Below are 12,039 nucleotides of genomic sequence, written 5' to 3' on the forward strand. Positions count from 1 at the left end.
TTTTTATTTTTATCTAAGGATAGATAAAAATTTGCTTAGTATTTTTTTTCAGTTTCTTGCCGAAAATAATTATTTTTTAAAGTAAGTTTAGATGATTAACCTGCATGCAAACAGGATCATAGATAACAACATGCAGAAACAACATTTTTTAAAACTGGCTCTTTCAATTTTTATCTCTACACAACTTGTCGCGTGTAACGATGATGATAATGACTTTACTGCTGCTATAGCACCAGAAAAACGCCCTAATGTACTTTTTATCATGGCTGACGATCTTGGTTATTCTGATATTGGCGCATTTGGTGGAGAAATTCATACTCCGAATCTGGATGCTCTCGCCTCACAAGGTCGTTTACTGACAGATTATCACACAGCTCCAACCTGTTCCCCTACTCGGGCACAACTCATTTCAGGAGCAGATCACCATTTGTCTGGTATAGGCTCAATGGCTGAGCTTGCAGGAAATCTTAAAGGTGAACCTGGATATGAGGGCTATCTCAATGAACGTTCTTTATCAATTGCGGAGGTTTTAAAAGATAATGGCTACCATACCTATATTTCTGGTAAATGGCATTTAAGTGATACCGATAGAAACAATCCTGAAAATGCAGCCAAGACCAATGCTCATGCTAAAGGCTTTGAACGCTCATTTACCTTATTGCAAGGTCTGGATTTGCACTTTAAGCAAAATCCAAGTCAATACAATCGAGAAAGACAGGCAACCTATACTGAAGATGGCAAGGAAGTTCCTATTTCAGATTTACCTGACAATTTTTACTCTAGTGATTATTATGCAGATAAGGTCATTCATTATATAGAATCCAACCGCAATGATGGCAAACCTTTTTTTGCCTATGCCGCATTTACAGCTCCCCACTGGCCACTACAGGCTCCAACAGAATATAGTGACCGTTATAAGGGCAAATACGATGCAGGTTATGATGCTATTCGTAATGCACGTTTGGAACGTCAGAAAAAACTTGGAATAATTCCTGCAGACTTCAAAGCAGCAATACCAATCGAGACCAATACTGCTCCACAAAGATATGGCAAATGGGATGAATTATCTGCTGAACAAAAAGCAATAGAAGCACGAAAAATGGAAGTCTATGCAGGTATGGTCGAAAATCTGGACTTCAATATTGGCCGGATTATTCAGTATTTAAAAGATCATAAACTCTATGAAAACACCCTGATTTTCTTTGTATCGGACAACGGTGCAGAGGGTTTCATTCGAGGTGGTAATTCACCATCTCAAGGCTTTGATAATTCTTTGGGCAATATTGGCAACGCCAATTCTTATACCTTTATTGGACCGCGTTGGGCAGAAGTCAGCGCAACACCTTTTCATCTCTGGAAAGATACTGCGGGTGAAGGTGCAACAACAGCTCCAGCCATTGTTAAACTTCCAAATCAGACAAAATCCATTGAAACATTCCATGGTTTTGCTTCTGTTTTAGATGTATTTCCAACCATTCTCGATTTTGCAAGGATTTCCGTACCGCAAAACCAGTATAAAGGTAGAACAATCAATACCCCATCTGGAGTATCCTGGAAAAATCTCCTTGAGCAAAAAACTCAATCTTTACGAGATAGCAATTTTGTCTTTGCTGATGAACTACATGCCAGTAAATATCTAAAATCAGGTGAATGGAAAATTGCCCATCAAGGGCGTGCAATACTTGCCAATGGTACTGCTGAATGGGAACTGTACGATCTAAAAAATGACAGAGGTGAAACAACCAATTTGGCGAAACAACGTCCTGATAAAGTACAAGCTTTAGCAGAGTTGTATCAAAAATATGCCAAAGCAAATGGTGTACTGGATTATCCTCAACAATGAAATTAGTTCATCTGGTATTTTTAAATTTGAGTTGCATCATCCTTTTTGGATGTAGCAACTCAAATTCTCATGAAACACATCAAAAGTCACAGACATCAGCGGCAAAAAAAACTGAATCTGTAACAGAAATCTTAAAACTTGGTAACTTAACCGAGTGCAAACAGTATTCAGGATTACCCAAAGATTGGTTAACCAGCCCTCATGCTGGCATGGTCAGTATTCCAGCTGGTCAGTTTGAGCTTGGTTCTGAACTCGCATATCAGGATGAGCAAAATTTTGGACAGAAGAAACGTAATGTCCCTGCTTTCTGGATTGACCAAACTGAAGTTACTGTGGCTCAGTTTCAAACTTTTGTAGATGCAACAGGCTACGTCACAGATGCTGAAAAACAAAAAACCGCTGCAGTGTTCAGTCCAGCCCCCGAAAAGGTTAAAATCTGGTGGCAGCTAAAATCAGGCTATACATGGCGTACCCCAAATGGCTTACATGGTCAAAAGCCCCTGCCTCACGAACCTGTTCGCTATGTAACCTTAAATGATGCAGAAAATTATGCTGTGTGGCTGGGTAGAGAAATTCCAACTGAAATCGAATGGGAATATGCAGCGAAAGCTGGACAAAATGAAGATGTAGCCCTCCATCATCAGCCTCGTGATCATCAACATCTTCCACAAGCTAACTATTGGCAAGGTGAGTTTCCGACAAAAAATCTGCTAGAAGATGGGTTTGAAGGTATTGCTCCTGCTGGATGTTTCAAAGCCAATGCATTTGGCTTATATGACATGATCGGAAATGTATGGGAATGGACTACAACGCCTTATCAAGGTGCTCATGACATGCACCTTGGAAATCCTTCTGCACTTCGGCAATCCGAAATTAAAGCACGCGAATATGTAATCAAAGGAGGTTCATTTTTATGTGCGGACAATTATTGTGCCAGATTCAGGAATAGTGCCCGATATCCTCAAGAAACTGATCTAGCTATAACTCATGTTGGCTTCAGAACAATCTTGCGAGGATCTTGATAAAAATTGAAGATAATATGTTGAAGTCATTACAAATATACAAATTTATTTTTTTATGCATTCCTTATACTTGATCAAGAAAGTGGTAAGGAAATCATGATGAAAAAGATTTTAACATTGATTGCGCTTGGTATATCTATCAGTCTCACTGCCTGTGCTGTTCACACACCATCTGGAAGCGTTATTGTTGATCCTGATGGGCCATATGATCGAGGCGGTTATCATGAGCATAGACGTGGCGGAGATTTTTGCCCACCTGGTCAAGCCAAAAAAGGGCGTTGTTAAAACCAATAAAAACTCTCTGTATAGAGAGTTTTTTTATGCCTGATAATTTCAAGGCAGAGATTTATACAATTTTGGTATGAAATGCCACCCTTTTCTTAAACTTGGCGTGGATAATGTATACATCTGTATATTAATGTTCAAAATCTCGAGATATTTTGCATGTCAAACTCAATTGATGGTTTACAATTTCCACTTCAAAGTGATACTCAAAAAGCAAGTAGTTCTGAGACAGGTAAAGCTATTCTCGCAGAAGCACTATGCATAGTGGATAATAAAACGTCACAGCAACTTCTCCATGAAAAGAACTGGCGTAAACAGTATCCAAGATATTTTAAAGCACTTGTTGAGCACGGGATTCGTAATACAAGTAATCCAATTACTATCGCAAAACAAGGCTTACACAAGGCACAGAATAGTTTTGAATTTTACCGTGATGGTCATTGTTATCTACTTAAAGATGTCATGGAAATTCCTGCCATCGACCAGTTTGAAACATTTAAGTTTCAGGGACAGCATCAATCAGAACCTGAATGGTATGTCCCATATCACGGTCAGAAACTACAGGGACAGTCATTATTAACACAAATTCAAATATGGGAAGAAAAAGGCATTATTGAACCTAGTCATGCCAAGGCATTACGCGAAGTCATTGATCACCCTGAATGGTTTGATTTATCTGATCGCACAATGGTTTTATTTGGTGCAGGCTCAGAAGCAGGTCCACTTACATGGCTGGCAAAATGGAAAGCAAATATTATTGCCATTGACCTTCCTAATGCGAAAGTCTGGCAAAAAATATTAACAACTATTCAGCAAGGTAACGCGACGTTATATGCCCCAGCTTTAGAGCAACTCCCAAGCAATCTATCAATCGATGAAATTAAAGATAAGTTAGGTGCAAACCTTTTAACCCAGATTCCAGAAATTGCGCACTGGTTAGTTCAAAACCCTCACAAACTGGATCTCGCTGCAATCGCCTATCTTGATGGCGAAAAGCACGTTCGGGTATCTATGGCTATGGACAGCATCATGCAATATGTCAGTGATCAGAAACCTGATAGTAGTCTGATGTATATGTGCACCCCAACAGATGTATATGCGGTACCTAAAGAAGTTACAGAAGCATCTATTCAGAAATATCAAGATCGTTCAAAACTGCAAAAGAGCGTAACCAAAGGAATTTCTTCGCTATCACTTAAACAAATGTTTAAGCCAAATCAGCAGAAGCTTATTTCTTCAGACAATGGTAAAGCTTATGGGATTGCAGATTGTCTGGTTATTGAACAAGGCCCGAACTATGCTTTGGCAAAACGTATTCAGCAATGGCGTGCTACTCTGGCACGCCATCATGGCCAGATGGTCAGTATCAATATTGCACCGTCCACTACAACCCATTCTGTCACCAAGAATCCTTTACTTAAAGCTGCATTTAGTGGCGCTAATTTATTTGATGTTGAAGCTTTTTTGCCTGAGACAACCAACGCTTTGATGGCAGCACTCTGGATTCATGATCTTAAAAATCCAAAATCAGTTGCTAATCCACACGCAAATCTGGAGCATCCTTTAGAATTAATAATGTCTGGTGCTAATCATGGAGGTCTATGGCGAGTTGCATACCTGGCTAGAACTGCACTCCCCTTTGCTGCACTTTATGGATTGGCTAAAGATAAATTACCGATTGAAAAACTCTTTAAACGCAAGCAAGGCTCCTGATACCCACCAATATACTCATATTAAATTGTTTAATTCACAGTAAAGCCAGACTGATCATCTGGCTTTTTTCAGTTAAAATGTTTGTGCACCTATCGAGAGAATTATTAAGTTATTCTCTTAATTAAACCTAATTCTATTTATTTGACTTTTCATTAATAATAATACGTCTCATTAGTATTTTTATTACAAATAATGTAACTTCATGTTTCAAAAATAATTAATATTATACAACTGATTTTAAATAGTATTTTACAAAATACTCAATTACATAATATCTTAATATGAAACTTAAAGCCATATTAATGAAACCTTAAACTTACAAAAAAATTACTATTAAGTTACACTAAATTTTTAGCAAATTTATCTATGGTGACATGAATAACTTTTCTAAATTCTTAAAACAAACCACAAAGTCTCAACAAGAAAGTATTCGGGCTTATCACCTTGGTCAGTTAAAAGTATGGTTAAAAAAATCATCAGATCGTCATTCTGCCTGGATTTATTTACCACTGAGATGGTTAGCCAGCTTATTCAATATTAAAGCGTTGACGCCTATACCCAATCGTGGCGGTAGTCGAGCTATTTTATGTGAAGCTTACAGGATTCAGGATTTACAAGGTATTGGAGTTTCTACACCTAATATTTTGGCTATTTCTCCTTCAGGTTTACTTCTAGAAGATGCAGCACAAATGGGTGAAGATGTTATCCAGTTAGATCATGCATTGGCGATGTATCAAGATGATAGTGAGCGCAAATTTGAATTGTTTGAAGATGCGGTAAAAGCTATTCAGGAAGTACATCAAAAAGATGGTTATCTCAGTGAAGCTTTTGCAAGAAATATTCTGGTCAGTAAAGATAAACAATTTACATTTATTGATTTTGAAACAGACCCAGGCGAAGTTCTTGATATCGAAACTTGTCAAATCAGAGACTGGTTATGTTTCATTTTTTCAACAGCTTATCGTTTTACTGAAGAAGAAATACCTCGTATTTGTCAAATTTTCATCAATACGGTTTTTCCTTATAAAAAAATTTATAAAGGTATTAAAAGTATTGGTAAAAAATTGGCTTGGGCAAAAAAAATTAAATTCGACAAATTTGGCAATGATGGAAAACGTATTCAAAAATGTCTGATGTTTTTTCAGATATTGGAACAGGAAGAACCTTTACCAATGATTTAATATGTTCCGGATTTAGTTAAATAATCATATAAAATTTTAACTGAATCTTAAATTTTCTACGTGATCATTACTCGCCATGATCTATAGAATGTTCTTGTTTATGAATGCTAAGGTATACAGGTAAGCGTACTAAAGCGCTTAACCCACCTAACTCTGAGCTACGTGAGAGAACTAATTCTCCACCTAAATGCTGTATTGCTTTTTGAACGATAGATAGCCCTAAACCGCTACCAACTTCAAGATGGTGATGTACTCGATAAAAACGTTTTAAAACTTTCTCATATTCATCGGGTTCAAGACCAGGACCATTATCTTCAATTAAAATACAACCGATATCAGCACTTTCCCGAATGACCGAAACATTGATCATTCCAGATTCTGGTGTGTATTTAATTGCATTATCAATCAAGTTAAAAATAATAGAATGGATTGTAGGTTCAATACTCTGCATTTCCACAAGATCATTGCGTTCAAATCCTAGATCAATATCTTTCGCCATTGCGAGATTCATCAACTGTTCAACACAACTTAATGCGACATCATTCAATTTAAAAGTTGTAATCGCGTCAATCTGATAAAGTGAAGCATCCTGTTTCGCAAGAGCTAACAATTGCGTCACTAAATGTTGCATACGCGCCAAACCTTTACTCAAATTTTGTAAATTTTCCATTTCTGGAAATTCACTTAATAAAATTTTAGTTTGCAAGTTCAAAGCAGTAATAGGTGTTCTCAGCTCATGGGCTGCATCGGCAATGAACTGTTTTTGTTCTTGTTGTGATTCGGAAATACGTTCAAATAAATGATTGATTTCAGTAGTGGTAGAAAGCAGTTCAATTGGATACTGTGAATCGTCAATTGGCTCCAGAGAGTTCGAATCACGCTGAGTAAGATCTGTGCGCAAATCATCTAGCGGTTTTAAACTTCGACGAATAATGATAATCAAACCAAAAATCGCAAAAGGAATAATAATCAGATAAGGAATAAACATACTGCCAGCTAGCTCAAGAGCAAGAACCTGACGTACTTTTTCCTGCTGACTGACCTGAATCTGATACTCGCCAAAAGGCAAGACGTATGCATACCAAATACCATGATTGGTTTGTTGACGATAGAAACCTTCTTTTTTTACTGGTGGCACCAATAAATGATGTTCATGATGCATATAATTCTGATCTTTATATGCCCAGACATCAACAAACATGTCCTCTTCATGATAATGTCGGCTACTATCATATTTACTGGCAACGGGCTCGACATTATGCGTTGAGATTCTCTCTGCCAGGTATTTCATCTGTGAGTCTAAAACTTCGTTAATTTCACCCAAAGAAATTTTATAGGCAGTAAAAACAAAAATGCACCCCAATAAAATACTAAATAATGAGGTGTATCCAATTAGTTGTTTTTTAAGAGAATAATGGGGCGATGGCATATCTATTCTTTAGAGGTCTGACCTAATCTATAACCTAAGCCACGAATTGTTCTAATAAAGTTCTTACCTAATTTTGAACGTAAATGATGGACATAGACTTCAATGGTATTACTCGTAACCTCGCTATCAAAATCATACAATTTATCTTCAAGATTTGCTTTAGAAAAAATCTTGTTAGGATGCGTCATTAAAGGAATTAAAATTGCCCATTCACGATTAGACAACTCTATTTCCTGACCATTCATTGTAGCGATATGTTGCTCAACATTTAAGATCAAATCACCACTTTTTAAAATTAAATCATTTGCAGTTGAGGCCTGAGCTTCAGTACCCACCCGACGAAGCAAAGCCTGGATACGTGCAAGTAATTCATCAAATTCATAAGGCTTGATCAAATAATCATCTGCACCCTGATTTAATCCATCTACCCTGTTCTGTAGTTGGTCCCGAGCCGAAATAATCAATACAGGTACTTTCGTTTTTTGACGAATTTGCTTAAGGACTTGCATGCCATCCATCATTGGCAGACCAAGATCAAGTAAAACCAGATCAAAGTTTTGCTGTACAAGAAGTTTTAGCCCTTCTATACCATTATTTACCCAATCTACTTCAAATTGATGATATCGAAGCAAAGTCATTGTCGACTCAGCAATCATAAAATCATCTTCAATCATCAATATCTTAGCCATATGTGGAACTCCTACTTCTGCTGAGCCTTGCATTTTTCTAACAGATCGATTTTTGGATCGATAGTTTTTGTTTTAATATCTAGCATACTGAGTAAACTTGGAAATAAATTATCCTGACTTACTTCATTTTTACTTTGAGATGCCAAACAGTTCACCTGTTCAGATGCAACTTTTTTCCACGCAGGAGAAAACCACATCAGCATAGGAATATGCGTTTGCTGAGAAGGAGCAATAGCATATGGTGCTCCATGTAGATACATTCCTTTTTCCCCAGTCGATTCACCATGATCTGATAAATACCAAAAACCCGTTTGATATTTTTTGTTTGCTTTTAAAATCTCAATAACCTGATTTAAATTATGATCAGTATAAACAATCGAATTATCATAACTGTTAATCAATGCATTTCCAGCACAATCCTGAATCGCATTAGTATCACAAGTTGGTTTAAACGGTGAAAACTCTGCTGTTGTTCGCTTGTAATATGCAGGACCATGACTCCCTACCTGATGTAATACAATCAATCTCGGTGTCTGATCATTTTCAGGGATTTTTCCAAGATAATCTTTTAAACCATCAACCAAGACAGCATCTAGACATTCCCCATCAGAACACCATTTTTGCTTGATAGATTCAGGCATCTTATACAATTCAATACGGTTACAGGCACCTTTACAACCTGAATTATTATCAATCCAGGTCACTTTATAACCTGCCCGTTTTGCAATATCGAGCAAACCTTCACGATGATGAGCCAAATTTTCATCATAATCTTTACGTTGCATACCTGAGAACATGCAAGGAACTGATACAGCAGTCGAGGTTCCACATGAAGAAGCCTGAGTAAAGTTAATCAGCCCCTCTTGCTTGGCTAGTAATGGATTGGTGTTTTTGGCATATCCGTTTAGTGAAAAACTTTCAGCACGTGCAGTTTCACCTACAACCAATACCATCAATTTAGGTAACTGGTTCGGTATTTTTCGTAACGTTGCATCTTGCCCATAAGTCACCAGCGGAAGGTCTTCCTTAGGTGCTTTCTTGCGATAATACGACATCAAGGAAGATGTTGAATTTAAAGGTGAAATCATACCCTTAAGTGTTCTATTCTCACGAAAAATAGGTGCATAATTACCATAATAGACAAATAGCAAACCTCCCAGAATAATTACTGACAGTACGATACTCACAACCTTGTTGAGTAGCATACGGCTAATTGGTTCAGGTTTGATTTTTACCCAGAGTAAAAATGCAATCGGCAGGATCACAAAACCCAATATCCAAAAAAAGAATTTCAATGAAATCAGATCAGATACTTCTGCCTCATCCGTCTGCATCATATTCTGAATTTGGTCTGGTGAGATCACTACGCCTAGTGAATTGACAAAATATGAACTAAAGCCACCGATCAGCACCAATATAATGCCTATCACCTTAGCAGTCCATTTCCAGCCAAGAATCTGTATGACAACATTATACATTGCTACCAATACAAGCACTGTTGAAATTAAAAATAAATTTGCCTTAATACCATGATAGGAAGTTAGCTTTTGAATTTGATAAAAAAAACTAAAATTCAGGCAAACACCTAACCAGGTAGCAATGATCAAGTTGAAACATACTAAGGAAAATTGTCTGGAGCGACTTATCATTTGTCAGGGGTACTCAAATCACATTAATAGAAAAAGCTCTTATGATTTGGCAAAATTACTTTGATAAGCTTAAAACTGACTTAAACAAAATTTAATCTTTTTTTATTTTCTATATTTTATTCATATACTTAAAATAATTGTTTTATTTTTTATCGAAATTTAAATCATACCCAACTGAAAATCACAGTAAACAGGATAATTTAAACACTGTCTTTTTATACAAAACATCTTGTCACTCTACCTCAATCAACAAACATAAAATTCAAATTTATAAAATGCTCCAGTCTTTATTTCACAGGTAAGTCTTTCATGCTCAAAGGCACATCATCACAGTCAATTCATGATCGACTGACCATAATGACATGCTCTTCATCCATAAAAACCTTAGCCTACAATACGATACCTATTGATCAATAGCTCATACCCTATTTTGACATTTCTTTAACATATCATTTACTGGATCTTTCGTTTCAGTTTGTATGTCAAGCAGGCTCAGAAAAGTCGGGAACAAATTGTCTTGGCTTAAGATGTGATGCTGTTGCTTGAACAAACAATCAACTTTATCACCAGAAGACTCCCGCCATTGTGGTGAGAACCACATCATCATGGGAATATGCTTTTGCTGTGAAGGTGCGATCAAGTAAGTTGTACCATGCAAATACTCACCTCGTTCTCCTGTGGATTCGCCATGATCTGACAAATACCAGAAACCTGTTTGATAACGTTGATCCTTTTCAAGGATTTGTAGAATTTGATCTAAAATATGATCTGTATACACAATGGTATTGTCATAACTATTTACGATCTGTGTGTGTGTACAATCCTGTAAGGAGCTACTGTTGCAAATAGGTTGAAATGGTGAAAAAGCTGGCGTCGTACGATTATAGTAAGCAGGTCCATGACTACCGCGTTGATGTAACACTACAACTTGTGGTGTCCGATCCGAAGCAGGAATACTTGCCAGATATGATTTAAAGCTTTCCAGCAATACATCATCCAGGCAAAAACCGTCATCTTTACAGTATTGTTCTTTCAGGCTCTTGCTAATTTCGATCTGATCAACCCGATCACATACACCTTTGCAGCCAGAGTCATTATCAATCCATGTCACTTTATAACCTACTCTTTGAACAATATCGAGCAGACCTTCTCTATGTGCAGCAACATCTGGCTTGTAGTTTTTTCTAGGCATTCCTGAAAACATACAAGGAACTGAAACAGCAGTTGAAGTACCACAAGAATAGACCTGGCTGAAATTAAGAAGATCTTTTCTCAACGATAGCTTTGGATTGGTATTTCTTCGATAACCATTTAAAGAAAAACTTTCAGCCCGTGCAGCTTCACCAACAACTAATACCATCATTCTAGGTTTAGCTTCATGATTGGCTTTATATGAAAGATGTGCATCCGTACCATAAGGCTGTATGGGTTTTTGCTCAATGTTTAAATGCCCCAGATAGATATAACCAGAATTAAGAACATTATGCGGTGAAATCAGATAACGCATTTCTTTATGTTCACGGAACAAATGAACAAAATTTAAATAATTACTCAGGATTAAAACCAGTAAAATAGCAATTGAAACAATAATATGTAATAGTTTTGCTTTTAATCTTGATGTAAAAGACTCCGGTTTGATGGGGGTTATCCACACCAGGAGCAATGGCAAGAATATAAACAATACACACCAATACCAGAAATATGAAGTAATTAATTGCATGACCTCAGCAGAATCGGTTTGCATCACATTCTGGATTTGCTCAGGAGAAATATAAACACCAAAGTTATTTGAAAAATATGATGCTATACCAGCAATGATAATCAAGATCGAACTCATGATTTTTGCGCTGTATTTCCACTGAAAAACTTGTAGCCAAAAATTAAAATATGCGACCAAGCAAACAGTGACTATCACTATCCAAAGGCTCTTTGGCAGACCATTATCATTGGCATAAAAATATGCCTTGTTATAAAAAATAAAATTACCACCCACTGCCAGCCAGATTGCACACATCAAATTAAAACGGCTTAAAGACAGTGGTGGAACCAGATTCCTGAATTTATCAAAAAACTTAAACATATACATACGATTGGATACAATCAACCACGACTGTTTAAAAAACAGATCACTTGATTAATGGGAGAATAGAAAAATAAACAACAAATTAATTACAGCTTAAAACTTAATGAAGATAAACTAAATACCAAGTTTAGATAAAATCAAATTA

General features: G+C 36.7%; 9 protein-coding genes. 5 read left to right on the forward strand and 4 right to left on the reverse strand.

The annotated features are described in order from the left end of the window. The first annotated feature begins 130 nt into the window (after positions 1-130). The 5 genes from KPC_RS12445 (at position 131) to KPC_RS12465 (ending at position 6,044) form a co-directional block, all read left to right on the forward strand. Entirely contained in the window at positions 131-1,843 is a 1,713-nt protein-coding gene (locus tag KPC_RS12445) for an arylsulfatase (protein WP_121974681.1), read from the forward strand. Then, positions 1,840-2,865 carry a formylglycine-generating enzyme family protein gene (locus tag KPC_RS12450; protein ID WP_121974682.1) on the forward strand — a complete coding sequence of 342 codons (1,026 nt, stop codon included), beginning with the start codon at positions 1,840-1,842 and terminating at the stop codon, positions 2,863-2,865. The genes KPC_RS12445 and KPC_RS12450 overlap by 4 nt, the downstream gene beginning before the upstream one ends. A gap of 99 nt (positions 2,866-2,964) precedes the next feature. Continuing rightward, on the forward strand, positions 2,965-3,150 hold the full coding sequence (locus KPC_RS12455; RefSeq protein ID WP_121974683.1) for a hypothetical protein: 186 nt from the start codon (positions 2,965-2,967) through the stop codon (positions 3,148-3,150). A 159-nt stretch (positions 3,151-3,309) separates the two neighbouring features. Next, positions 3,310-4,863, forward strand: coding sequence for a hypothetical protein (locus KPC_RS12460; protein WP_121974684.1), 1,554 nt, complete (start codon positions 3,310-3,312; stop codon positions 4,861-4,863). Between the two features lie 374 nt (positions 4,864-5,237). Further along, on the forward strand, positions 5,238-6,044 hold the full coding sequence (locus KPC_RS12465; RefSeq protein WP_121974685.1) for a BUD32 family EKC/KEOPS complex subunit: 807 nt from the start codon (positions 5,238-5,240) through the stop codon (positions 6,042-6,044). 67 nt (positions 6,045-6,111) lie between these two features. Here KPC_RS12465 and KPC_RS12470 read toward each other — a convergent pair whose 3' ends face one another. From KPC_RS12470 to KPC_RS12485, 4 genes are all read right to left on the reverse strand, one after another. Then, positions 6,112-7,473: an ATP-binding protein gene (locus tag KPC_RS12470; protein ID WP_121974686.1), complete on the reverse strand. Its 1,362-nt coding sequence runs from the start codon at positions 7,471-7,473 to the stop codon at positions 6,112-6,114. 2 nt (positions 7,474-7,475) lie between these two features. Next, positions 7,476-8,162, reverse strand: coding sequence for a response regulator transcription factor (locus KPC_RS12475; RefSeq protein WP_121974687.1), 687 nt, complete (start codon positions 8,160-8,162; stop codon positions 7,476-7,478). Between the two features lie 11 nt (positions 8,163-8,173). Next, positions 8,174-9,811 (reverse strand): phosphoethanolamine transferase, encoded by a 1,638-nt coding sequence (locus tag KPC_RS12480; RefSeq protein ID WP_121974688.1) that lies wholly within the window; start codon positions 9,809-9,811, stop codon positions 8,174-8,176. A gap of 418 nt (positions 9,812-10,229) precedes the next feature. Further along, complete coding sequence (locus KPC_RS12485; protein ID WP_121974689.1) at positions 10,230-11,891, reverse strand: phosphoethanolamine transferase; 1,662 nt, start codon at positions 11,889-11,891, stop codon at positions 10,230-10,232. Positions 11,892-12,039 lie beyond the last annotated feature (148 nt).

The sequence above is a fragment of the Acinetobacter stercoris genome (assembly GCF_900323515.1).
GTDB lineage: Bacteria > Pseudomonadota > Gammaproteobacteria > Pseudomonadales > Moraxellaceae > Acinetobacter > Acinetobacter stercoris.

What these genes read in the sequence shown, in the direction of transcription:
- KPC_RS12445 (WP_121974681.1), top strand. Translation starts at nt 131, where the DNA reads ATGCAGAAACAACATTTTTTAAAACTGGCTCTTTCAATTTTTATCTCT.
- KPC_RS12465 (WP_121974685.1), top strand. Translation starts at nt 5,238, where the DNA reads ATGAATAACTTTTCTAAATTCTTAAAACAAACCACAAAGTCTCAACAA.
- KPC_RS12475 (WP_121974687.1), bottom strand. Translation starts at nt 8,162, where the DNA reads ATGGCTAAGATATTGATGATTGAAGATGATTTTATGATTGCTGAGTCG.
- KPC_RS12470 (WP_121974686.1), bottom strand. Translation starts at nt 7,473, where the DNA reads ATGCCATCGCCCCATTATTCTCTTAAAAAACAACTAATTGGATACACC.
- KPC_RS12480 (WP_121974688.1), bottom strand. Translation starts at nt 9,811, where the DNA reads ATGATAAGTCGCTCCAGACAATTTTCCTTAGTATGTTTCAACTTGATC.
- KPC_RS12450 (WP_121974682.1), top strand. Translation starts at nt 1,840, where the DNA reads ATGAAATTAGTTCATCTGGTATTTTTAAATTTGAGTTGCATCATCCTT.
- KPC_RS12455 (WP_121974683.1), top strand. Translation starts at nt 2,965, where the DNA reads ATGAAAAAGATTTTAACATTGATTGCGCTTGGTATATCTATCAGTCTC.
- KPC_RS12460 (WP_121974684.1), top strand. Translation starts at nt 3,310, where the DNA reads ATGTCAAACTCAATTGATGGTTTACAATTTCCACTTCAAAGTGATACT.
- KPC_RS12485 (WP_121974689.1), bottom strand. Translation starts at nt 11,891, where the DNA reads ATGTTTAAGTTTTTTGATAAATTCAGGAATCTGGTTCCACCACTGTCT.